This is a genomic window from Streptomyces sp. NRRL F-5650 (assembly GCF_000721365.1).
Taxonomy (GTDB): Bacteria; Actinomycetota; Actinomycetes; order Streptomycetales; family Streptomycetaceae; genus Streptomyces; species Streptomyces ardesiacus.
This window is the reverse complement of record NZ_JOGV01000062.1, coordinates 17,877-40,771: the sequence shown is the minus strand read 5'-3', so window position 1 is coordinate 40,771 and position 22,895 is coordinate 17,877. Positions and strand designations below refer to the sequence as shown.

21 protein-coding genes and 1 pseudogene are annotated in these 22,895 nt (G+C 72.8%); 10 read left to right on the top strand and 12 right to left on the bottom strand.

Features of this window, described 5'->3' with window-relative positions; translation table 11 throughout:
- Positions 1–40: 40 nt before the first annotated feature.
- Both IG88_RS0134935 and IG88_RS0134930 read right to left on the bottom strand, forming a co-directional pair.
- Positions 41–640 carry a DUF1003 domain-containing protein gene (locus IG88_RS0134935; RefSeq protein WP_031050036.1) on the bottom strand — a complete coding sequence of 200 codons (600 nt, stop codon included), beginning with the start codon at positions 638–640 and terminating at the stop codon, positions 41–43.
- Entirely contained in the window at positions 630–1,931 is a 1,302-nt protein-coding gene (locus IG88_RS0134930; protein WP_031050034.1) for a magnesium transporter MgtE N-terminal domain-containing protein, read from the bottom strand. The genes IG88_RS0134935 and IG88_RS0134930 overlap by 11 nt, the downstream gene beginning before the upstream one ends.
- Before the next feature lie 268 nt (positions 1,932–2,199).
- On the opposite strand from IG88_RS0134930, the gene IG88_RS0134925 reads away from it, so the two are divergent.
- Positions 2,200–2,937, top strand: a complete 738-nt coding sequence (locus tag IG88_RS0134925; protein WP_031050032.1) for a hypothetical protein — start codon at positions 2,200–2,202, stop codon at positions 2,935–2,937.
- 12 nt (positions 2,938–2,949) lie between these two features.
- On the opposite strand, the gene IG88_RS0134920 is transcribed toward IG88_RS0134925, so the two are convergent.
- Positions 2,950–3,462, bottom strand: coding sequence for a hypothetical protein (locus tag IG88_RS0134920; protein ID WP_031050030.1), 513 nt, complete (start codon positions 3,460–3,462; stop codon positions 2,950–2,952).
- 33 nt (positions 3,463–3,495) lie between these two features.
- Positions 3,496–4,611 (bottom strand): magnesium and cobalt transport protein CorA, encoded by a 1,116-nt coding sequence (locus IG88_RS0134915; RefSeq protein WP_031050029.1) that lies wholly within the window; start codon positions 4,609–4,611, stop codon positions 3,496–3,498.
- 557 nt (positions 4,612–5,168) lie between these two features.
- On the opposite strand from IG88_RS0134915, the gene IG88_RS0134910 reads away from it, so the two are divergent.
- A complete protein-coding gene (locus tag IG88_RS0134910) occupies positions 5,169–5,765 on the top strand; it encodes a suppressor of fused domain protein (RefSeq protein WP_031050026.1) in 597 nt (198 codons plus the stop codon).
- Positions 5,766–5,871: 106 nt separating this feature from the next.
- On the opposite strand, the gene IG88_RS0134905 is transcribed toward IG88_RS0134910, so the two are convergent.
- On the bottom strand, positions 5,872–7,095 hold the full coding sequence (locus IG88_RS0134905; RefSeq protein WP_031050023.1) for an MFS transporter: 1,224 nt from the start codon (positions 7,093–7,095) through the stop codon (positions 5,872–5,874).
- 182 nt (positions 7,096–7,277) lie between these two features.
- Here IG88_RS0134905 and IG88_RS0134900 point away from each other — a divergent pair, with 182 nt between their 5' ends.
- The 3 genes from IG88_RS0134900 to IG88_RS0134890 all read left to right on the top strand — a co-directional run bounded on the left by IG88_RS0134900 (position 7,278) and on the right by IG88_RS0134890 (position 9,676).
- Positions 7,278–7,928: a DUF6758 family protein gene (locus IG88_RS0134900; RefSeq protein ID WP_031050019.1), complete on the top strand. Its 651-nt coding sequence runs from the start codon at positions 7,278–7,280 to the stop codon at positions 7,926–7,928.
- 221 nt (positions 7,929–8,149) lie between these two features.
- Positions 8,150–9,007, top strand: a complete 858-nt coding sequence (locus IG88_RS0134895) for a PHP domain-containing protein (RefSeq protein ID WP_031050017.1) — start codon at positions 8,150–8,152, stop codon at positions 9,005–9,007.
- A 63-nt stretch (positions 9,008–9,070) separates the two neighbouring features.
- Positions 9,071–9,676: a MarC family protein gene (locus tag IG88_RS0134890; RefSeq protein WP_030400714.1), complete on the top strand. Its 606-nt coding sequence runs from the start codon at positions 9,071–9,073 to the stop codon at positions 9,674–9,676.
- Positions 9,677–9,749: 73 nt separating this feature from the next.
- On the opposite strand, the gene IG88_RS43025 is transcribed toward IG88_RS0134890, so the two are convergent.
- Complete coding sequence (locus IG88_RS43025) at positions 9,750–9,902, bottom strand: hypothetical protein (RefSeq protein WP_037837350.1); 153 nt, start codon at positions 9,900–9,902, stop codon at positions 9,750–9,752.
- Positions 9,903–10,163: 261 nt separating this feature from the next.
- Between IG88_RS43025 and IG88_RS0134880 the strand changes: the two genes are divergently transcribed.
- Entirely contained in the window at positions 10,164–11,060 is an 897-nt protein-coding gene (locus tag IG88_RS0134880; protein ID WP_031050014.1) for an NYN domain-containing protein, read from the top strand.
- Here IG88_RS0134880 and IG88_RS0134875 read toward each other — a convergent pair.
- Together IG88_RS0134875 and IG88_RS39460 are read right to left on the bottom strand one after the other, a co-directional pair.
- Positions 11,057–11,887: an alpha/beta fold hydrolase gene (locus IG88_RS0134875; protein WP_031050085.1), complete on the bottom strand. Its 831-nt coding sequence runs from the start codon at positions 11,885–11,887 to the stop codon at positions 11,057–11,059. The genes IG88_RS0134880 and IG88_RS0134875 overlap by 4 nt on opposite strands.
- A pseudogene (locus IG88_RS39460) lies at positions 11,868–14,211 on the bottom strand (DEAD/DEAH box helicase). The gene IG88_RS0134875 and the pseudogene IG88_RS39460 overlap by 20 nt, the downstream one beginning before the upstream one ends.
- A gap of 492 nt (positions 14,212–14,703) precedes the next feature.
- Between IG88_RS39460 and IG88_RS0134860 the strand changes: the two are divergent.
- Positions 14,704–15,486, top strand: a complete 783-nt coding sequence (locus IG88_RS0134860) for a ferritin-like domain-containing protein (protein WP_031050012.1) — start codon at positions 14,704–14,706, stop codon at positions 15,484–15,486.
- 111 nt (positions 15,487–15,597) lie between these two features.
- Here IG88_RS0134860 and IG88_RS0134855 read toward each other — a convergent pair whose 3' ends face one another.
- The 4 genes from IG88_RS0134855 to IG88_RS0134840 form a co-directional block, all read right to left on the bottom strand.
- Positions 15,598–15,867, bottom strand: a complete 270-nt coding sequence (locus IG88_RS0134855) for a hypothetical protein (protein WP_031050009.1) — start codon at positions 15,865–15,867, stop codon at positions 15,598–15,600.
- A 284-nt stretch (positions 15,868–16,151) separates the two neighbouring features.
- Positions 16,152–16,379 (bottom strand): DUF3107 domain-containing protein, encoded by a 228-nt coding sequence (locus tag IG88_RS0134850; protein ID WP_007444428.1) that lies wholly within the window; start codon positions 16,377–16,379, stop codon positions 16,152–16,154.
- A gap of 152 nt (positions 16,380–16,531) precedes the next feature.
- A complete protein-coding gene (locus tag IG88_RS0134845; protein ID WP_030400709.1) occupies positions 16,532–17,173 on the bottom strand; it encodes a TetR/AcrR family transcriptional regulator in 642 nt (213 codons plus the stop codon).
- A 248-nt stretch (positions 17,174–17,421) separates the two neighbouring features.
- Complete coding sequence (locus IG88_RS0134840; protein ID WP_030400708.1) at positions 17,422–17,643, bottom strand: hypothetical protein; 222 nt, start codon at positions 17,641–17,643, stop codon at positions 17,422–17,424.
- A 297-nt stretch (positions 17,644–17,940) separates the two neighbouring features.
- Between IG88_RS0134840 and IG88_RS0134835 the strand changes: the two genes are divergently transcribed.
- The 3 genes from IG88_RS0134835 (at position 17,941) to IG88_RS0134825 (ending at position 22,651) form a co-directional block, all read left to right on the top strand.
- Positions 17,941–19,008, top strand: coding sequence for an alpha/beta fold hydrolase (locus tag IG88_RS0134835; protein WP_031050004.1), 1,068 nt, complete (start codon positions 17,941–17,943; stop codon positions 19,006–19,008).
- Between the two features lie 8 nt (positions 19,009–19,016).
- Entirely contained in the window at positions 19,017–20,636 is a 1,620-nt protein-coding gene (locus IG88_RS0134830) for a DUF3152 domain-containing protein (protein ID WP_031050002.1), read from the top strand.
- 227 nt (positions 20,637–20,863) lie between these two features.
- Positions 20,864–22,651 carry a DUF3492 domain-containing protein gene (locus tag IG88_RS0134825; RefSeq protein ID WP_031050000.1) on the top strand — a complete coding sequence of 596 codons (1,788 nt, stop codon included), beginning with the start codon at positions 20,864–20,866 and terminating at the stop codon, positions 22,649–22,651.
- Positions 22,652–22,895 lie beyond the last annotated feature (244 nt).

Genomic DNA, 22,895 nt, shown 5'->3' with positions numbered 1-22,895 from the left:
ACGATGGTACGGCGCCGCCCACGGGGCACGGAAAGCCCCGTCAGCGGTCGTGTACGTCACGTCCCGCGGACCGGTCCGCCGGGAATACCCCCTGCTGCGGCCGCCGGCCGTCCTGCCGCTCCTCCAGGTCCCTGACCAGGTCCTGCAGCTCGGAGCGGATCCAGTCGCGGGTGGCGACCTCGCCGAGGCCGATGCGCAGGGCGGCGATCTCCCGGGTCAGGTACTCGGTGTCGGCGATCGAGCGCTCGTTCTGCTTGCGGTCCTGCTCCAGGTTGACCCGGTCCCGGTCGTCCTGCCGGTTCTGCGCGAGCAGGATCAGCGGGGCGGCGTAGGAGGCCTGGAGCGACAGGGCCAGGGTCAGGAAGATGAACGGGTACTCGTCGAACCGCAGGGCGGTCGGGGCCGCCACGTTCCACAGCACCCACAGGATGATGACGATCGTCATCCAGACGATGAACCGCCCGGTGCCCAGGAACCGGGCGATGCGCTCGGAGAGCCTGCCGAACGCCTCCGGGTCCCACTCGGGCAGCAGCCTGCGGCGCGGCGGGCGGGGCTGGTCGAGGCGGGTCCGGGCCCGGGAGGCCGCGGTCGCCCCGGACGCGGCGCGCTCCCGGGCCGTCGTCTCGCGCTCAGGCACCACCGGCGCCCACCTCCCCCGTCGTCCCGGCCGCGTCGTCCAGGTGGTACTCGGTCTCCCGCCAGTCGTCGGGCAGCATGTGGTCCAGGACGTCGTCGACGGTGACCGCGCCGAGCAGCGCCCCGGAGTCGTCGACGACGGGCGCCGCGACCATGTCGTACGCGGCGAAGAACCCGGCGACCACGGGCAGCGCGGCGTCCGGCTCCAGGGGCTGCAGGTCGTCGTCGAGGATCGAGCCGACCAGCGTGTACGGGGGGTCCCGCAGCAGCCGCTGGAAGTGGACGGTGCCCAGGTACTTGCCGGTCGGGGTCTCCTCGGGCGGGCGGCAGACGTACACCTGGGCGGCGTGCGCCGGGGACAGGTCGGGGTTGCGGATGCGGGCCAGGGCGTCGGCGACGGTCGCGTCGGGCCGCAGCACGATCGGCTCGGTCGTCATCAGGCCGCCGGCCGTGTGCTCCTCGTACGCCATCAGCCGCCGCATGTCGGCCGCGTCGGAGGGCTGCATCAGGCTCAGCAGCCGCTCCTTGTCCGCCTCGGGCAGCTCGCCGAGCAGGTCGGCGGCGTCGTCGGGGTCCATCGCCTCCAGGACGTCCGCGGCGCGCTCCTCCTTGAGCTTGCCGAGGATCTCGATCTGGTCGTCCTCGGGCAGCTCCTCCAGCACGTCGGCCAGGCGGTCGTCGTCGAGGGCGGCGGCGACCTCGGCGCGGCGCTTGGCGGACAGGTGGTGCAGGACGTTGGCGAGGTCGGCGGGGCGCAACTGCTCGAACGTGGCCAGCAGGTTCTCGGCGCCCTGCCCCTGCTCCTCGACGGAGAAGCCCGTGACGCCGGACCACTCGACGGTCAGCGTCTCGCCCTTGTTGCGGCGGAACGCGCCGCCCCTGCGGCCCTTGCGGACGAAGACCTTGTCGATCTCCCAGTCCCGGCGGGCGGGGAGCTGCTGCACCGACAGGTCCAGCACCGTGACCTCCTCCCCGGTCTCGGTGAGCGTGACCCGCCGGTCGAGCAGCTCGCCGAAGACGAGGCGTTCGGTGGGGCGCTGCTCGAAACGCCGGACGTTGAGCACGCCGGTGGTGATGACCTGGCCGGAATCGATGCCGGTGACCCGCGTCATGGGCAGGAAGATCCGGCGGCGGGTGGGGAGTTCGACGACCAGCCCGAGCACACGCGGGGGTTTGCGGCCGACACGGAGCATGACGACCAGATCGCGTACCCGGCCCACCTGGTCACCGGCCGGGTCGAACACGGCGATGCCCGAGAGGTGGGAGACGAAGATCCGGGGGGCGCCCGCTGCCATGGCCGCGGCTCCTTTCCTCACGTCTCGCGCCGCGCGGGACCGGGCGCGATTGCGTGAAGGCTGATTCGTAGGGTGTCTCTTTTCCGAATTGCCCGCTCGGACGCGCTTCAGGCTAGCCCGTCCCGATCGGCATCGCCCTGGCGGCCGGTCCGGACGGACTGGCTCCGTCGGCCCCGACCGGCCCCGGTACGCTGCGGCCTGGCCCGGTCGGCTCGCCGCCGACGCCCGTCGGCCCCGTGTCAGCCCTGTCAGAAAGGCAGTCCCACCTGTGTCTGTGACTCCCCGGCGCCGAATCCGCAGGGCCGCCCGGCTGGGCGCGGTGTGCGCCCTGGCCTTGACGGGGGCCGGGCTGACGGGGTGCGGCGGCGAGGACCCCGACGCGGGCACCAACGGCCTGGGCAAGCTCCCCGCCGACGAGATCCACGCCAGGGCCACCACGGCCGCCGAGGCCGCCGGCACGGTGCGCCTGCACGGCACGGTGGAGGCCGGGGGCGGCACGTACACCCTCGACATGCGGCTCAAGGCCGACGGCGGCACCGGGTCGGTGGCCGCGCAGGGTACGACGTTCGGGCTGCTGCGCGTCGGCGAGCAGCTCTTCCTCAAGGCCGACGCCACGTTCTGGAGCCACGGCGACGGCGACGCCAAGGCGGCCGACAAGCTGGCCGGCAAGTACGTGAAGGTGCCGCAGAGCGACCCCGTGTACAAGAAGTTCAGCGGCTTCACGGACAAGGACGTCCTCCTCGACGGACTGCTGACCCTGCACGGCACGGTGAAGACCGACGGCCGGCACGAGCAGGCGGGCGTGCGCACCGTGCGGATCACCGGGGACGAGGGCGCGGGCGGTTCGCTGGACGTCTCCCTGGAGGGCACGCCGTACCCGCTGCGCCTGGTGCGGGCGGGCAGCGCGGGCACGATCGGCTTCTCGGACTGGAACAAGGACTTCGCGCTGGAGCAGCCGGCGAAGGACGACACCCTGGACTACGGCGGACAACTGCCCGCCTCCTGAACCGGACCGGACCTACCGGCGTCGCCGCCGCTTCAGCAGCAGCCGGGGCAGCCCCGCCGGCACCGGGTGCCGGGTCGTGGCCGGACTCCCGAGCGGGGCCCGGGCCAGCGAGCCGTCGGGCAGCGGCGCGGTGGCCCCCGTCGGCTCCAGGCGCAGCACCCGGCACTCGCGGGCCCAGCGGTCGGTCATCGCCTCGCCGTCCGGGGCGTTCAGCCGCTTGCCCTTGAGGTCGCCGACCGCCGCCTGCCACGCCTGGGAGCCGGACGGCAGCTCCACGACCCGCGCGGCCCAGGAGACCAGCCGGCCGCCCTTGTCCTTGCTGCGCACCGTCACCTCGGCCGCGGCCCCGTCGGCCAGCCCCGGCAGCGGCTGCTCGCCCGGGCCGTCGCCGACGACGCAGGCCGCGCCCTCGTGCCAGACGTGCCACAGCGCCCGGGCGGGCACCCCGGGGCCCTTGACCCAGATGAGGCCGGACTTCTTGGTGGCCTCCTCGATCAGGGCCTTCTCGAGCAGCTCGCTAGTCATGCGGTCACCCTATCCGCGGGCCCGCGGGCGGGTTCAGAGCCAGCCGTTGCGCTTGAGCGTGCGGTGGATGCCGAGGCAGAGGGCGACCGTGATCGACAGGACCAGCGGGTAGCCGTACTTCCAGTGCGTCTCCGGCATGTAGTCGAAGTTCATGCCGTACACGCCGCAGACCATGGTCGGCACGGCGATGATCGCGGCCCACGAGGTGATCTTGCGCATGTCCTCGTTCTGCGCGACGGACGCCTGGGCCAGGTTGGCCTGGAGGATGGAGTTCAGCAGTTCGTCGAAGCCGATGACCTGCTCCTGCACGCGTGCCACGTGGTCGGCGACGTCCCGGAAGTACTTCTGGATCTCCGGGTCGACCAGCCGCATCGGCCGCTCGCTGAGCAACTGCATCGGACGCAGCAGCGGCGCCACCGCACGCTTGAACTCCAGCACCTCGCGCTTGAGTTGGTAGATCCGGCCGGCGTCCGTGCCGCGCGGGGTGCCCTTGCGGCCCGGCGAGAACACCTCCGTCTCGACCTCGTCGATGTCGTCCTGCACCGCGTCGGCGACCGCGATGTAGCCGTCGACGACGTGGTCGGCGATGGCGTGCAGCACCGCCGAGGGGCCCTTGAGCAGCAGCTCGGGGTCCTCCTGGAGCCGGCACCGCAGGGCGCGCAGCGAGCCCTGGCCGCCGTGCCGGACGGTGATGAAGAAGTCCCGCCCGGTGAAGCACATGACCTCGCCGGTCTCGACGACCTCGCTGTTGGCGGTGAGCTGGTCGTGGTCGACGTAGTGGACGGTCTTGAAGACCGTGAACAGGGAGTCGTCGTAGCGCTCCAGCTTGGGCCGCTGGTGGGCCTGGACGGCGTCCTCCACGGCCAGCGGGTGCAGCCCGAACTCCCGGGCGATACCGGCGAACTCGGCCTCGGTGGGCTCGTGCAGGCCGATCCAGACGAAGCCGCCGTCGCGGCGCACCTGGCGCATCGCCGTGTGCGGGGTGAGCGGCACGTCGGTGCGCACGCGCTTGCCGTCGCGGTAGACCGCGCAGTCGACGACGGCGGAGGCGGTCGCCGGGTCGCGGGTGGTGTCGTAGGGACTGCTGTCCTTGCGCAGGGAGACACGGGACGGGCGGACCACGGCGCGCAGGTCACGGATCATCGACATGGCAGGCTCCTTCGCGGCGGGCAGCGAAAAGGGCCGGTGACGGATGGAACCGCCCGGAATGAGGACGTCCTGACCACGCGTGCTCGGCGCGTCCACAAAGCGGGGGGCACCGCACCGTCGCGGTGACCGACTTCGCTGCTGATTCAGCTTCTGACACGGATCGGCGCGGTCGACACGGACCCAAGGTGATCGCGTCGGCGGACCGGATCAGACAAAAGATCAGGCAAAACGGGACGAAGTGCTCTTCCGTGTGAAGGCGCGCGAACCGGAAGCGGCAGCGGGAAGAACCGAAAACAGCTCGGTCAGTGGCCGGAAGAGCGAGTGGTACTGCACGGTCGACTTCGGTCCATGCCAGCCCCACCTCCTCCGGCCGGTCCCTCGTGAGGGACGATCCATTCCCCTTGTTTGGAGGGGTTCCCCGTAGGGGAGATTGCACAGCGTCGGGGACTTGATCGCGACGCGCTGCGTGCTGCCCCGAACCGCTGGCCCAGAGTATCAGTCGACCGACGTGTCAAGGTGCCGCTTTGCCTCTTCGCGACGAGTTCTATGCTCGCCGCATGGCTGATGTTCTTCCTCTGGTCGAGGCCCGGTTGCGCACCGCGCTGGGCGAGCCGGACGCGCGCGCGGCGGTCACCTTCCTCGGCGCCGACCGCATCGAGGTGCTGCGCTTCCCCGCCGCCGGCCAGGAGGGCGACGTCGTCCGCTACGCCACCCTCGGGATGTCGGCCCAGCCCATGGCGGACCCCACGGCGGTGCTGGCCGACCCGGTCAAGGGTCCCCGCGCCGAGCTGCTGCTCTCCGTGCGGGCCGGGGCGGCCGACACCGGCAAGGTGCTGCGCCCGCTCGCCGTACTGGCCGCGTCCCCGCAGGTCGAGGGTGTGATCGTGGCGCCCGGCGCCTCGCTGGACGTCGGTGAGCCGCTGTGGCCCGGGGCCCCGTTCACCTCGGTCCTGGTCGCCGAGCCCGGCGGCCTGGTGGAGGATCTGGAGCTGGACGCCCCACTGGACCCGGTGCGGTTCCTGCCGCTGCTGCCGATGACGCCGAACGAGGCCGCCTGGAAGCGCGTGCACGGCGCGCCCGCCCTCCAGGAGCGCTGGCTGAACCACGGAACGGACCTGCGCGATCCGTTCCGCAGGTCCGTACCCCTGGACTGACGCACCGGAGTGACACAACTCACCGGTGCGTCTCGCGGGTTGGGCGGCGACCGGCTCCGGCCGGCCGCAGTACGGCGCCGCGCCCGCCCGCACCGGGCGGCCGGTCTCAGTCGGCGAAGACCGTGACCGAGTCCTCGGCCGCGTGCTTCGGCTCCAGCTCCTCCGCGTCGTGGGTGAGCGCGCGGCGCCGTACGGCGACCACGGCCGCGCCGAGCACGGCGGTCACCGCCGCCACCACGAACGGGATGTGGACGTCGGTCCACTCCTCGATCTTCGGTGCGAAGTAGGGCGCGGCCGCGGCGGCGAACCAGCGCACGAAGTTGTAGCCCGCGCTCGCCACCGGACGCGGCGCGTCCGATACCCCGAGGGCCAGCTCGGTGTAGACGGTGTTGTTCACGCCGATGAACGCGCCGGACAGGATCGTGCAGACGATGGCGGCGGTGTGATTGCCGTACCCGAGCACGAGCACGTCCGCCGCGAGCAGCACCAGCGAGCCGCCGAGCACCTTGAGCGAACCGAAACGCCGCTGCATGCGCGGCGCCACCAGCACCGAGAAGACGGCGAGCAGCACGCCCCAGGCGAAGAACACGGCGCCGGACTTGTAGGGCGTCATGTTCAGCACGAACGGGGTGAAGGCCAGCACGGTGAAGAACGTGTAGTTGTAGAAGAACGCGGAGACCGCGGCGGAGGCGAGGCCGCCGTGGCCCAGTGCCCTGATCGGGTCGAGCAGCGAGGTCTTGCGGGCCGGCTTCGGCTGTTCCTTGAGGAACACCGAGATGCACAGGAAGCCGATCGCCATCAGGAAGGCCGTGCCGAAGAACGGGTAGCGCCAGCTCGCGTCGCCGAGCAGCGCCCCCAGCAGCGGACCGCAGGCCATGCCGAGGCCGAGGGCGGACTCGTAGAGCAGGATCGCGGCGGCGCTGCCCCCGGCCGCCGCGCCGACGATCACCGCGAGGGCCGTCGAGACGAACAGGGCGTTGCCCAGTCCCCAGCCGGCCCGGTAGCCGACCAGTTGGCCGACGGTGTCGGAGGTGCCGGCGAGGCCCGCGAAGACCACGACGAAGGCCAGGCCGAGCAGCAGGGTCTTGCGGCCGCCGATGCGGCTGGAGACGAAGCCGGTGACCAGCATGGCCAGGGCGGTGATGAGGAAGTACGAGGTGAACAGGAGCGAGACCTGTCCGGCGCTCGCGTCCAGGCCCTTGGCGATGGACGGGAGGATCGGGTCCACCAGCCCGATGCCCATGAAGGCCACGACGGAGGCTCCCGCGGTCGCCCACACGGCCTTGGGCTGCCGCAGGATGCCGCCCGCACCCGCGTCGAAGGGATCCATTGCTTGCTCTCCAATGCCGACGAGACGGTGCCAAATGGTTGGCGTATACACATAGTAAGTTAGCTCTGCTAATTAATGCAACATGCACCTAGTTATCGGGTGGCGGGCCCGTCCGGCACCCTCCCGACCGGATGGGTGATCGTCCTTGACGTGGGCGGGCGAGGGTAGGACCGTGGGGCTCTATGAGGGGCGAACCCAGTTGCCCGAAGTGTGGTGGCCGGGTCAGGGCTCCCGGCCTCTTCGCCGATTCCTGGCAGTGCGACCTGCACGGAACCGTGCACCCGCTGCAGCCCGTGCTCCCGCCCAGCGTCGAGGCGCTCGGCGTCGTGGTGCACCGCACGCAGGTGCCGGTGTGGATGCCCTGGCCGCTGCCGGTCGGCTGGCTGTTCACCGGCGTCGCCTGCGCGGGGGACGACCGCAGCGGCGGCCGGGCGACCGCCGTCGCCTGTTCCGGGCCCGGTCCGCTGGGCGGCATCGGTGAGCTGATCCTGGTCGCCGAGGAGCTCGGCGTCGGTCTGGGTGCGCGGTACGCGGGCCTGGACGCCCCCGACCCCGGTCCGTACATGGACGTCGAGAAGCCGCCCCAGGTCAAGGTCCTGGCCGCGGGCCGGCCCACCCCGCTCTGGCACGTCTCCGGCGGCCCCGTCGACCGTGCCGTCTTCGCCGGTGAGGCCCTCGGGATGTGGCTGTGGGCCGTCGTGTGGCCCGAGCGGTCGGGGTTGCTGATGTACGAGGAACTGGTGCTGACCGACCTGCGGGACGCGGGTGCCGAGGTGGAGCTGGTGCCGTGCGGGGCGCTGTCGCCGCGACTGATCGAGCCGACGGTGCCGTGACGCTCCGCCGGTGCCGGTGCCGGTGCCGGTGCGGGTGCGGGTGCGGGTGCGGGCCCGGTGCGGATGGGGGCCCGGTGTGGATGGGGTGCGGGGGTGGCGCGGGCGCCGGTGGGCCGGGGGTGTAGGGGGCGCAGTGGTGCTGCGGGTGTGACGGCGGGGGGCTGGGTTCTGGTTATCCTTGAGTGTCCCCACCCGTCCCGTCACCGCCTGGAGTCAGCGTCGTGCGCATCGATCTGCACACCCACTCCACGGCGTCCGACGGCACGGACACCCCGGCCCAGTTGGTGCGCAAGGCCGCCGCGACCGGCCTTGACGTCGTCGCGCTGACCGACCACGACACCACCCGGGGTCACGCCGAGGCGATCGCCGCGCTGCCCGAGGGGCTCACCCTCGTCACCGGCGCCGAGCTCTCCTGCCGCCTCGACGGCGTCAGCATGCACATGCTGGCCTACCTCTTCGACCCCGAGGAGCCCGCCCTGCTCGCCGAGCGCGAGCTGGTCCGGGACGACCGGGTGCCCCGGGCCCGGGCCATGGTCGCCAGGCTCAACGAGCTGGGCGTGCCGGTCACCTGGGAGCAGGTCGCCAGGATCGCCGGGGGCGGCTCGGTCGGCCGTCCGCACGTGGCCTCCGCCCTCGTGGAACTGGGCGTCGTCCCGACCGTGAACGACGCCTTCACCCCGGACTGGCTGGCCGACGGCGGCCGGGCCCACGTGCAGAAGCACGAGACCGACCCCTTCGAGGCGATCCGGCTGATCAAGGGTGCGGGCGGCGTCGCCGTGTTCGCGCACCCGGCCGCCGTCAAGCGGGGCCGCACGGTGTCCGAGGCCGCGATCGCCGAGCTGGCGGCCGCCGGGCTCGACGGCATCGAGGTCGACCACATGGACCACGACGCGGACACGCGGGCACGGCTGCGCGGGACGGCGAAGGAGCTGGGCCTGCTGGTGACCGGCTCGAGCGACTACCACGGCAGCCGCAAGACCTGTGTGCTCGGCGAGTACACGACCGACCCCGAGGTCTACGGGGAGATCACGCGTCGGGCGTTCGGGGCGTTCCCCGTGCCGGGGGCCGGCGGGGTCTGAGCCTCACCCCCGCGCGACCTCCTCCACCCCTTCCTTCTCTTCCGCAAGGCCAGTAACACACCCATGTTCGACGTCGCCGTCTTCGGCTCTCTCTTCCTGACCCTTTTTGTCATCATGGATCCCCCCGGGATCACCCCGATCTTCCTCGCGCTGACTGCCGGCCGACCCGCCAAGGTGCAGCGGCGGATGGCGTTCCAGGCAGTCTGCGTCGCCGGTGGCGTGATCACGGTCTTCGGGCTGCTCGGGCACCAGATCCTGGACTACCTGCACGTCTCCGTGCCTGCCCTGATGATCGCGGGCGGACTGCTGCTCCTGCTGATCGCCCTCGACCTGCTCACCGGCAAGACGGACGAGCCGAAGCAGACCAAGGACGTCAACGTCGCCCTCGTCCCGCTCGGCATGCCCCTGCTCGCCGGGCCCGGGGCGATCGTGTCGGTCATCCTGGCCGTGCAGAAGGCGGACAGCGTGACCACGCAGGTCTCGGTGTGGGCGGCGATCCTCGCGATCCACGTGGTGCTGTGGCTGGTGATGCGGTACTCGCTGCTGATCATCAGGGTGATCAAGGACGGCGGCGTGGTCCTGGTGACCCGCCTCGCCGGCATGATGCTGTCCGCGATCGCCGTGCAGCAGATCATCAACGGCGTCACGCAGGTGGTCCAGGGTGCGTGAGCGCGACGCGCGACGACGGAGCCCCCGCACGGCATTCCGTGCGGGGGCTCCGTGCAGGTGCGAACGGTCCGCGTTACAAGGCCGAGGTCTCGGCGGGGCGGATCCACAGGCGCTGCCCGATGGCGGCGGCCTGCTGAACGATGCGGTTCACGGAGGCGGCGTCCACGACAGTCGTGTCCACGGGGGTCCCGTCGACGTCGTCGAGTCGCATGACTTCAAAGCGCATGGCCTCTCCCTTGATCTGGTCATCCCCCTGCGGAGAACTACTGGTGTGGCTCCTGGGTCGTCGGTGCCCGGGCTCCCGTAGTGGTCAACGGGATGCCCTCTGCAAACATTCCCTACGCTAAGGAAATTTTTCGCACGGCTAATTACTGACAAGTAAGTCGCTTGTTACGGGGGCGAGGGCGGGTCCGGCGGGCAAGTGCCGGCCGCAAGACTGACCGGGACCGGTTGTGTTCGTAGCGTGACGGCCGGGACAATGGAGGTGATGAACGACGACCTCGCCCCCCTGAACGCTCGCATCGATCGCACGAACGAGCTGCTCCAGCGCATGCTCGCCGAGGTGGCGAAGACCCCCTCGACCCACGCGATCTTCGTCGACGCCGGGTACCTGTACGCGGCGGCGGGTCGGCTGGTCGCCGGGACCGAGGACCGCAGGGCCTTCGACCTGGACGCCGAGGGGCTGATCGAGGCGCTCATCGACCGGGCCCGCACCGTCTTCGCGGACAGCCGCCTGCTGCGCGTGTACTGGTACGACGGCGCCCGGCGCCGCATTCACACCGCCGAGCAGCAGTCCATCGCCGAGCTGCCGGACGTCAAGGTCCGCCTGGGCAATCTGAACGCGAACAACCAGCAGAAAGGCGTCGACTCCCTCATCCGCACCGACCTGGAGTCCCTCGCCCGGCACCGCGCGATCAGCGACGCGGCCCTGCTCGGCGGCGACGAGGACCTGGTGTCGGCAGTCGAGGCGGCCCAGGGGTACGGCGCCCGCGTCCACCTGTGGGGCATCGAGACGCCGGAGGGCCGCAACCAGGCCGAGCCGCTGCTCTGGGAGGTCGACAGCCAGCGCACCCTCGACCTCGACTTCTTCAAGCCGTACGTCTCCCGGCGCGCGGCCCACTCCGTCGAGGGGCCGGTCGCCCCGCGCCCCGCGCGCGAGGACGTCCGCTTCACGGGCGCGCAGATCGCGGCGAAGTGGCTCGCGGAACGGGGCCGCGACACCCTGGTGGAGCTGCTCCCCGGCCACCCCTACCTCCCCGGCTCCGTGGACCAGGACCTGCTGGTCGAGGCCGAGGGGCTGCTCCAGTACTCCCTGCGCGGCCAGGCCGACCTGCGACGGGCGCTGCGCGACGGATTCTGGGAGCACCTGCGGGCGCAGTACTAGGCCGGCCCGGGGTGGTCGTCCCAGAAGCCGGCGAGGGCGCGGGCGGTCGGCAGGGGCTGGTCGGTGTTGGGGGAGTGCTCGGCGCCCACGACGACCGTCCGGCGCGCGTCCAGCCGTAGGGCCATCTCGTCCAGGAAGGGCACGGGCCAGGTGTCGTCGTAGGCGCCCGACAGCACGTGGTACGGCAGCGGCACGGCGGCCAGCTCCGCCACGAGGTCCGGCTCGGTGCACAACTGGCGCCCCGTGGCGAGCAACTGCGCCGGCCTGGTGCCCAGCCAGCGGTCGCGGAGGCGTACCGGGTCCTCCGGGCCGTGGGCGGGGGCCGGGGCGCCGGCCTCTTCCGGTGGGCCCATGGCCTGCATCACCTCCCAGACCTCCGCCATCGTCATCGTGGCCAGCGCGTCCCGCAGCAGCTTCACCCGCCGCCGCTGGGACTCGGAGATCCGTGCCGGGCCCGAGGACATCAGCGTGAGGGACAGGAACGGGGCGTGGTCGAGCAGGACGGCGGCCCGCGCGATCTGACCGCCAAGGGAGTGCCCGAGGAGATGCACACGCGTCCCGAGGGCGGCGACCTGCGCCAGCACGTCCCGGGCCAGCTCGGGCCGGGCGTACGCGGCCTCGTCGTGCTCGGGCCCGTCCGACTCGTACTGTCCCCGCCCGTCCACGGCGACCGTGCGGTACCCGCGGGCACCGAGCGGCCGGTGCAGCAGCGTGAAGTCCTCCTTGCTCCCCGTGAACCCAGGCAGCATCACCACCACGCCCCTCGGCGCGACCCCGTGGGCCACCGGTGAGTCGACGACGGCGAACTCACCGCGCGCGGTACGCAGCCGGTACGCGCGGGCGTCCGGGGGCGCCGGCCTCCACGGGCTGCGGGGCGGCGGCCGCCTTGCGGGTGCGCCGGGCCTTCGGCTTCGCCTCCACCGCGTCGGCGGCCTCGACGGGCGCCTCGACGGCGGCCGCGGCCTTACGGGTCCGACGCCGCGGTGCGGCCTCCGGCTCCTGCGATGCCTGCGCCGGAATCTCCGCGGCGGCCTCGCCGACGGCGGCGGTCTTGCGGGTGCGGCGGGTCTTGGGCTTGGCCTCGGTGCCTTCGGCGGTGTCGGTGGCTGCCTCGGCGGGGGCTTCGGTCTTGGCGGCGGCCGTCTTGCGGGTGCGGCGCGGCTTGGCCTCGGTTTCGGCCTCCGGTGCCGGTGCGGTGGGTTCCCGGTGCGGTGGCGTCGGCCGTCTTGCGGGTGCGGCGGGTCTTGGGCTTGGCCTCGGTGCCTTCGGCGGTGTCGGTGGCTGCCTCGGCGGGGGCCTCGGCCTTCGCAGCAGCCGTCTTCCGGGTGCGGCGCGCCTTCGGCTTGGTCTCGGCCGACTCGGCCGTGGCTTCTGCCGTGTCCACCGTTTCCTCGGCGGCCGTGGCCTTGCGGGTGCGGCGGCGCGGCTTCTCGACGGGAGCCTCGGCCGCAGGGGCCTCGACGACCGCCGGGGCTTCGACGACGGCGGGGGACTCGACGACGGCCTGGGCCTCAACGGACGTCGCCTCGGCGGCCACCGGGGCCTCCGCGGCCTTGCGGGTACGGCGGCGGCGCGGCTTCGCCGGGGCGTCGGTCACGACCTCCGCCACGGCCTCCGCGACCTCGGAAGGCGCGGGAGCGCTGACCTCGGCGGTCTGCGGTGCGGGGACCTCGGTCGTCGCGGCCGTCTCCGGACGGCGCGACGGCTCCCCGCCGCGCGTACGGCGCCGGCGGCGCAGTGTGCGGGGCCCCTCGTCGGCGGCGCCGTCCGCACCGCCGGTCACGGCCTCGGCCGCGGGGCTCGCGGCGGCCTCCGCGTCCACCGGGGCACCGCCGCGCATCCGACGGCGACGGCGCGGCGTCGTCCGGGACGGGCGGTCGCGGTCGCGGTCGCCGGAGCGCGCGTCGTCACGGCCGCCCCGGCCGCTCCGGTCGCCGCGCCCGCGGCCACCGCGTCCGCCCGGCTCGCCCAGGTCCTCGAGCTCCTCCGCGTCGAGACCGGCGCGGGTGCGCTCGGAGCGCGGCAGGACACCCTTGGTGCCCTCGGGGATGCCGAGGTCGGTGTACAGGTGCGGGGAGGTGGAGTAGGTCTCGGCCGGGTCGTTGAAGCCCAGGTCGAGAGCCTTGTTGATCAGCTGCCAGCGGGGGATGTCGTCCCAGTCGACCAGGGTGATCGCCGTACCCTTCGCGCCCGCGCGGCCGGTGCGGCCGATGCGGTGGAGGTACGTCTTCTCCTCTTCCGGCGACTGGTAGTTGATGACGTGCGTCACGCCCTCGACGTCGATGCCGCGGGCGGCGACGTCGGTGCAGACGAGCACGTCCACCTTGCCGTTGCGGAAGGCGCGCAGGGCCTGCTCGCGGGCGCCCTGGCCGAGGTCGCCGTGGACCGCGCCGGAGGCGAAACCGCGCTGCTTGAGCTGGTCGGCAAGGTCGGCGGCGGTGCGCTTGGTGCGGCAGAAGACCATGGCCAGACCGCGGCCCTCGGCCTGCAGTATGCGGGCCACCATCTCGGGCTTGTCCATGTTGTGCGCGCGGTAGACGAACTGCTTGGTGTTCGCCACCGTCGCGCCCGCGTCGTCCGGCGAGGTGGCGCGGATGTGCGTCGGCTGCGACATGTAGCGGCGGGCGAGTCCGATGACCGCGCCCGGCATGGTCGCCGAGAACAGCATGGTCTGGCGCCGGGCCGGCAGCATGTTGATGATCTTCTCGACGTCGGGCAGGAAGCCCAGGTCGAGCATCTCGTCGGCCTCGTCGAGGACCAGGCACTTGACGTGCTTGAGGCTCAGCTTCTTCTGGCCCGCCAGGTCCAGCAGGCGGCCCGGGGTGCCGACGATCACGTCGACGCCCTTCTTCAGGGCCTCCACCTGAGGTTCGTAGGCCCGGCCGCCGTAGATCGCGGTGACGCGGACGTTGCGCACCTTGCCGGCGGTGAGGAGGTCGTTGGTGACCTGCTGGCACAGCTCGCGCGTCGGGACGACGACGAGGGCCTGCGGGGCGTCGGTGAGGGACTCGGGCGCCGCGCGGCCCGCCTCGACGTCGGCGGGGACGGTGACGCGCTCGAGGAGCGGGAGGCCGAAGCCCAGCGTCTTGCCGGTGCCGGTCTTGGCCTGGCCGATCACGTCCGTGCCCGACAGGGCCACGGGGAGCGTCAGCTCCTGGATCGGGAAGGGGTTGGTGATGCCGACGGCTTCGAGGGCTTCGGCGGTCTCGGGGAGGATCCCGAGGGATCGGAACGTCGTAGTCAGGGTGCTGCCTCTTCTGTGTGCGTGGTGCGAGGCGAGCGCGCGGGTCGTGCCGGACCGTGTCGGGGACGTCGGCTGCCTTACGGGTGAGCCGTGAGACACGGGACCTCTGTCGACGCTCCAGCGCTCGTACCACTGAGGGTCCCCCTCCGGGCTCCGTACGCAGTTCGGCGTACGGCAGGAGGGCTTGTCGGGTCGGAGCCGATCGGGCCACCGACCGGGCATCCTCATGCGTGCGGCCCGACGACGATGTCACGTACCCGTACGTCACATACTCGGCAGGCGCTTTACCACCATACCCCGGATTCGCGCACACGCGATGGCCGATTTGCTCACGTAGTCGTCGTCACACTCACTGACCAGGGCCTTACCACCCCCGAAGAGCGGACTATTGTGCGCTGCATGACGAGCTCTGACAAGCCTGGCACCGCCGCAGACGCACCCACCGAGACCGCCGGAACCGCAGGTACCCCGGGCAGCGCCGGAGCCACCCCGGTCGCCGCCAGGGACTGGGAGTCGGCCGCGGCCGACCCGCAGTACCGCGCCGCGGTCGTGGACCTGCTCGGCGCCCTCGCGTACGGCGAGCTGGCGGCGTTCGAGCGGCTCGCGGAGGATGCCAAGCTGGCGCCCACGCTGGCGGACAAGGCGGAGCTGGCCAAGATGGCGTCCGCGGAGTTCCACCACTTCGAGCGGCTGCGCGACCGGCTGGCCGAGATCGGCGAGGAGCCGACGGGGGCCATGGAACCGTTCGTGGCCGCCTACGACGGCTTCCACAAGCAGACCGACCCCTCCGACTGGCTCGAAGGGCTCGTCAAGGCCTACGTCGGCGACTCCATCGCCAGTGACTTCTACCGCGAGGTCGCCGCCCGCCTCGACTCGGACACCCGCGAGCTGGTCCTCGCCGTGCTCGACGACACCGGGCACGCCGGGTTCGCCGTGGAGAAGGTGCGCGCGGCGATCGACGCCGACCCCCGCGTGGGCGGGCGGCTCGCCCTGTGGGCACGGCGGCTGATGGGGGAGGCGCTCTCGCAGTCCCAGCGGGTGGTGGCCGACCGGGACGCGTTGTCGACGATGCTCGTGGGCGGGGTCGCGGACGGCTTCGACCTGGCGGAGGTCGGCAAGATGTTCTCCCGGATCACCGAGGCGCACACGAAGCGGATGGCGGCGCTGGGGCTGGCCGCCTGACCTCTGCCGGCCCGCCCTGCCCGCCCGGGGGGCTCCGGCCGGGTGTCCCCGAACGCGGGGCTCCGGCCGGGTGTCCCCGAACGCGGTGCTCCGGCGGTGCGGCGGCTGCCGTCAGGCGGTCGCCGAGCTGCGCCGGAGCCGTCCCGCGGGACGCAGCAGCAGCGAGAGCGAGGCCGCGGAGAGCGTCGCAGAACCCAGGAGCACCGGCACGAGCCCTCCGGCGCCCAGCGCGGTGTGCGTGACGAACGCCCCGAAGAGGGCCCCCGCGACACCGGTCGGCAGGACCAGGAGCCGGGCGGGCAGGCGGTGGGGCAGACGGCGCGCGGCGGCCCATGCCAGGGTCAATCCGAGGATCGCGGCGCTGAACGCTTCCAAGAGCATGTCGGGGTCCCTCCCACGCGGCCGGCCTGCCCCAAACGGTCACAGCCGACTTACCCCTGACCTGCGGAACACAATCCTCCCCCTGTGGGTGAACTGTGCTCCGTATGTGAATGCGAACCGGAGGCGGGATGCGAACCGGAAGGCGGGATGCGATCGGGAGGCGGGGCATGAACGGGAGGCGGGGCGTGAACGGGAGGACGGCGGCGGGTGAACGCGAAGACGGGTGGGCCCGGCGGAGATTCCCGCCGGGCCCACCCGTCAGCGTCCGTCGTCCGCGTCGCCGACTACAGCGCGCCGAAGCCCACCTTGCGCGGAGCCGGCTCGCCGATCTCGACGTAGGCGAGACGGTCGGCCGGCACCAGGACCTTGCGGCCGTGCTCGTCCACGAGGCTCAGCAGCTGCGACTTGCCGGCCAGCGCCTCGCCCACCACGCGCTCGACCTCCTCGGCGCTCTGACCGCTCTCCAGAACGATCTCGCGGGGCGCGTGCTGCACGCCGATCTTGACCTCCACGGCTATGTCCCTCCGACGGTCAGTGAGTGCGCGATCTTACGCGCCGTACCAGCACACATTAGCCCGGTGAGGGGACGTACACGCTGCGCCGGAGAACGCCAGGAGCGAACAGCCGACGGGAACAGAATCCGCGCGGTGGCGGTCAGTGCTGATCAGTGCTGCTCGGTGCCGTGCAGCGGGAAGCCCGCGATGCCGCGCCAGGCCAGCGAGGTCAGGAGCTGCACCGCCTGGTCGCGCGGGACGCTGCGGTCGCTGTGCAGCCAGGAACGCGCCACCACCTGCGCGAGGCCGCCCAGGCCGGAGGCCAGCAGCATGGACTCCGCGCGCGAGAGGCCGGTGTCCTCGGCGATGACGTCGCAGATCGCCTCGGCGCACTCGTTGGTGACCTTGTCCACGCGCTCGCGCACGGCGGGCTCATTGGTCAGGTCCGACTCGAACACCAGTCGGAACGCGCCGCCGTCGTCCTCGACGTAGGCGAAGTACGCGTCCATCGTCGCGCGGACGCGCTGCTTGTTGTCGGAGGTCGACGCGAGCGCGCTGCGCACGGACTGGATCAGCGCCTCGCAGTGCTGGTCCAGCAGGGCGAGGTAGAGGTCGAGCTTGCCGGGGAAGTGCTGGTAGAGCACCGGCTTGCTGACCCCGGCGCGCTCGGCGATGTCGTCCATCGCGGCCGCGTGGTACCCCTGGGCCACGAAGACTTCCTGTGCGGCGCCCAGCAACTGGTTGCGTCGGGCTCGGCGGGGAAGGCGTGTGCCCCGCGGGCGTACCGCCTCTGTCTGCTCGATGGCTGTCACGCCGCCTCCCATAGTCGTCCTCGTGCGGTGTGCGCCGCGTCGACATCGTACTTTTCGGTAACCGCGGTGTGTGAGCCGCGAGCGCAGAATTTCACGGACCGGACGGTGGCCAGAACCACACGAGAGGTTTCAAAAAGGATCAGGGCGGGCAAAAAACGGCCTCCCTCCTGCCCCTGTCCGGCGCAGTCCTGTCCTGTGCGGCGCCGGCGGTGGGCGCCTCGGCGGCACCGGCCCCGCCGGCGCCCGCCTCAGCGGTAGTCGTCCTCGTCGTGCGAGACGACCCGGGCCTGTTCGGCGAGGTCGGCCTCGTTGGCGCGATCCGGGTCGACGTCCGTCAGCGGTTCGTCGCGCTCCTGCCCGACGTCCGCCCGCTGCTCGGCCGTGTCGGCGTCGGGTGCCTCCACGTCGCGTTCCTCCGCTTCCGGCACCTCGTCGGCGAAGGTCTCGGGGTCGGTCGGGTCGACGGTCATGCTGGGCTCCCTTCCTACGAACGTCCCTGGGGTGCAGGGGCCACACGCGGGTGCCCACTTCACGAGCGTAGGAGACTCCCGGTCCGGATGCCATGCGTCGCCCGTCCCGGTCCTCGCGGCCGGCCCTCGCCCCGATGGCATGCGTACCCCGCACGCGGGCCGTCACCGCATTGTCTGTGACGGCGAAACTGTCTGCGACGGCGAACCTGCCTGTGGCGTCGAACCTGCCTGTGACGGCGAACTGTCTGTGACGGCGAACACATGAGCCACTGCGTGATCGTCTCGTAACATTGCCGCATGTCTGCGACCGATCCGCCCTCCGCGCCGCCCGCCAACGTGCTGCCGAAGGTCGCGGCCGTCGGGGTCGCGGACGGGGAGCGGCTCAGGTCGGTCCGCCTTCCCGGCGTCACCCTGACGGTGCGGTCGAGACCGCCCGCCCGCGAGGGGCTGCCGCCCGCCCTCTACGTCCACGGCCTCGGCGGTTCCTCGCAGAACTGGTCCGCGCTCATGCCGCTGCTGGACGGGGTCGTCGACAGCGAGGCCCTCGACCTGCCCGGGTTCGGCGACTCCCCGCCGCCGGACGACGGCGACTACTCGATCACGGGCCACGCGCGTGCGGTCGTCCGTCACCTCGACGCCGCCGGGCGGGGCCCCGTGCACCTCTTCGGGAACTCGCTGGGCGGCGCCGTCGCGACCCGCGTCGCCGCGGCGCGGCCCGACCTGGTGCGGACGCTGACCCTGGTCTCGCCCGCGCTGCCGGAGATCCGCGTGCAGCGCACCGCCGTGCCGACGGGACTGCTGGCGCTGCCCGGAGTGGTGCCGCTGTTCAACCGGCTCACCCGGGAGTGGACGGCGGAGCAGCGGGTCCGCGGTGTGACCGCGCTGTGCTACGGCGACCCCGGGCGGGTGACGCCGGAAGGCTTCCGCAACGCCGTGGAGGAGATGGAGCGGCGGCTGCGGCTGCCGTACTTCTGGGACGCGATGGCCCGTTCCACCCGGGGACTCGTCAACGCGTACACGGTGGGGGGCCAGCACGGGCTGTGGCGACAGGCCGAGCGGGTTCTCGCACCCACGCTCCTGGTCTACGGTGGACGGGACCAACTCGTCGGCTACCGCATGGCCCAGCGGGCCGCCCGTGCCTTCCGCGACTCCCGGCTGCTGACCCTGCCGGACGCCGGACACGTGGCGATGATGGAGTATCCGGAGGCCGTGGCCACGGCGTTCCGTGAACTCCTCGCGGACACCGGGGGCGCCGCGCACACCGCGGACGGACCGGACGCCGTGGACAGCGGAAGTCCGACGGGTGGCGAAAGGACCGACGGGGCCGTCGACGGCGAGCCCGCCAACCAGACAACAGGAGGCTGAGGCGCGAAGTGGGACGCCACAGCCGCCGTGGGCCCGCCCCCAGGGCCGACGCCGCGGAGAACGCCGCCACACGTGAGAAGCGCACCGGCGGGCCGGCCCCGGAACCGCCGCGCCCGTCCAACGGGACCGCGCAGGGGCCGTACGGGCAACAGGGAGACCAGAGGGCGCGGGAGGCGTTCCGGGGGGCGCCCGGGGAGACCCTGGGCATGCACCTGGGGTACGCGGGTCCCGGGCCGGGCCGGGGAGGCGGCACCGGCGCGCCGTTCCCGGGCGGCACGCCGGCCCACGAGTTCCCGCGGCCGGTGGACGGCACACCGGGCCGGGGTGTCCCCAGGCTTCCCGACGGCACCCCCGCCCGGGGCGTACCCGGGTTCCCGGGCGGTACCCCCGTGCAGGGCGCGGGTGTGCCGGGGGTCCGGGGCGGCCACCCCGAGCAGCGGGAACCCGGTGGCGGCTGGGGCGAGTTGAACAGCCGGTCCGGTGCCGGGTACGGCCCCGCACCCGGAGTGGGCACCGGTGGCGCCCCGGCGCCCTCCGCGACGGCCGCGCCCCTTCCGCGGCAGCGGCGGGCGCCCGGGGAAGGGCCGCGGCAGGAGTACCTCGACGCCTTCGACGCGGATGCCTCCGACGCGGACGACGACGTCTTCGCGACCCGTCCCGCACGCCGCGCGCCGGGCACGGCGCGGCCCGCCGACCCCTACGCCTCCGTCACCGACTGGGGCGCCGCCGACGGGAATGCCGCCGGGCGCGGGGGCGGGGGCGGGGGTGTCCTCGACGACGCCGAGGACCGGTCGCCGACGGGTGAGCCCGCGTCGGCCAAGGGCGCCAAGGGCCGGACCTTCACCGGCATCGCGGCGGCCGCCGTCACCACGGTGCTGGCCGTCGTCGTGGCCGGTCAGGTGGCCGACGGGACGGACGGGGGCGACACGCGCTCCCAGTCGGCCGCGGACCGGGCCCGGGACGCCGACGGCTCCGCGTCACGGGACGACGCACGGCCGACGCCCTCCGCCTCCACGTCCGCGAAGCCGCTGACGTACGAGCAGAAGATGGGCAGGACGTACCCGCTCAGCGCCACCTTCAAGGGGTCGGGGAAGTTCGACGCGGTCCCGGGCATCGCCAAGGGGACCGGGAAGGGGCAGCGGTACACCTACCGCATCGACGTGGAGCAGGGGCTCGGCCTCGACGGCGAACTCTTCGCCGAGGCCGTGCAGAAGACGCTCAACGACGACCGGAGCTGGGCCCACAACGGCGCCCGCACCTTCGAACGCATCGAGTCGGGCCAACCCAGTTTCGTCATCACCCTGGCCAGCCCCGGGACCACCGCCGAGTGGTGCGCCAAGTCCGGCCTGGACACCACCGAGGACAACGTGTCCTGCGACTCGGCCGCCACCCAGCGGGTGATGATCAACGCCTACCGGTGGGCGCAGGGCGCCGAACCGTACGGCGATGCGATCCACGCCTACCGGCAGATGCTGATCAACCACGAGGTCGGTCACCGCATCGGCTTCAACCACGTCACCTGCGACAAGGACGGCGAACTCGCCCCGGTCATGCAGCAGCAGACGAAGTTCGTCGACCACGACGGGATCGACTGCCGCCCTAACCCCTGGGCCTACCCGAACAGTTGACAGGGGGCTGGCCGGGCCGGGCCAGGCCAGTGCATCGCATTCGGTGACTGCTTGATCTCCTAGCGCGACCGAACGCGTCTCGCGCGGGAAAGTTACGACCGTTCACCCCTTCTGGTGGCGCGATGGACAACCGTCCGTCGCGCCACCTCCTTGTCCGCATACGTTCGTCCCGCTGCGAGCCGCCGGGCCAACGGCGGCTCCCCAAACGGGAGATCGGGGGTGCGCGCGTGCGCATCGGACTGCTTACGGAGGGTGGCTATCCGTATGTGGGCGGTGAGGCCGGACTCTGGTGCGACCGGCTCGTGCGCGGCCTGGACCGGCACGAGTTCGACGTCTACGCCCTCAGCCGCAGTGCGGAGGAAGAGGCCGGGGGCTGGGTGCCGCTGCCGGCGCAGGTCGGCGGGGTGCGCACCGCACCGCTGTGGGAGTCCGTGGATGACGGCATCGTCCACGGACGGCGCGCGCGCCGGCGCTTCGCCGAGTGCTACGGCGAGCTGGCGGCGGTCCTGTGCGCCGCAGCACCCGGAGGACCGTCCGCGAGTGCGGGCAGGGAGTCGGAAGGGGCGTCGGAAGCGGCGTCGGGTGAGGGGGCGGAAGTGCGGTCGGCCCTTGAGGCGGACCGTTTCGCCTGCGCGCTGTACGGGCTCGCCGAACTCGCCCGCGACGAGGGCGGGCTGCCCGCCGCACTCCGCTCGGAGACCGCCGTCCGTGCCCTCGAACGCGCCTGTCGCGCGCCCGGCGCCCACAGCTCCGCACGCCAGGCGCGCGTTCCCGACCTGCTGACCGTCGCCGCGCGCCTCGAACGCGCCCTGCGCCCCCTGTCCCTGGACTGGTACGAGGACGACGACCTCGGCTCGGTGGACCTGTGCCACGCGGCCTCCGGCGGCACGGCCGCCCTGCCCGGCCTGCTCGCACGGCACTTCTGCGACGTCCCCCTGCTCGTGACCGAGTACGGCGTGCGGCTGCGGACGCACTACCTGACGGAACCCGATTCCTCGCCCGCGATACGCACCCTGCTCGCCTCCTTCCACGGTCGGCTGGCCGCCGAGACCTACCGGCGCGCAACCGTGATCACGTCCGGCAACGCACACGCCCGCCGCTGGCAGGAGCGCTGCGGGGCCGACCGCGCCAAGCTGCGCACGGTCCACCCCGGCATGGACGCGACCCCCTTCGCCCACGCGGCGGAGTCCCCGGAGTGCGCCGACCCGCAGACCCTCGTCTGGGTCGGACGCGTCGAGCCGGCCAAGGACCTGGTCTCGCTGCTGCACGCCTTCGCGGAGATCCGCAGGGCCGAGCCCGGGACGCGCCTCAGGATCGTCGGCACCCCGTCAGGGCCGGAGGGCGCCGCCTACCTCGCCCACTGCAAGGCACTGGCGGCGCAGCTCTTCCCGGACGAGGCCGACGGTCCGCACGCCGTCGGGCGCAACCCGGTCGCCTTCGAGGAGACCGGCGGACCCGAACTGCCGTCCCGCGCCGACGCGTACGCCTCGGGCGCCCTGGTGGTGCTCTCCAGCGTGGTCGAGGGGTTCCCGTCCGGGCTCGTCGAGGCCATGTTCTGCGGCCGCGCGACGGTGTCGACGGACGTCGGCGCGGTGGTGGAGGCCATCGGCGGTACCGGGCTGGTCGTGCCCCCGCGCAATCCGCGGGCGCTCGCCGAGGCGTGCGTGGCGCTGCTGCGCGACCCCGAGCGCCGTGACCGGCTGGGTGCCGCCGCGCGCGCCCGCGCACTGGAGCTGTTCACCGTCGAGCAGAACATCGCGGCATTTCACGGCATTTACCTGGAGATCCTCTCGCGCACGCCGGTCCGTCGTGTCGTCCTCGACGACACCGGCGAACCCCTCCCCTTCGGCGTTCCCGCCGAGGCCCACGTCCCCGGCCACTGGAGCGACCCCGCCGTCGCCCGTGTGCCGGTCTGCGGTGGCCCCGGCCCACGCCGGAGCGTTCCGGGCTGGGCGACGGACGGCCCCGTCCGAGCCACGGCCGCGGTGCCGGCGACCGAGGGGGCGGCCCGATGAGCGGCATCGGCGAACTGGACCGGCCCGAGACTCCGCGCAGCCCGGGCGCCTGGGACGAACGCTCACGGATGTGTCTGGCCGACGGGACGGATGAGGGGGAGTACGTGCGTTCTGCGGCGGGGGACCGAGGTCCGGAGAGCGGCGGCGGGCGGGCTCGCGAGGGCTTCGGCCCCTCTCCGGGCCGTGCTGAGGGTTGCTGTCGTGGCAGGCTCGGGTGTGGGTGTCGTGCCGGTTGTGGGTGTGG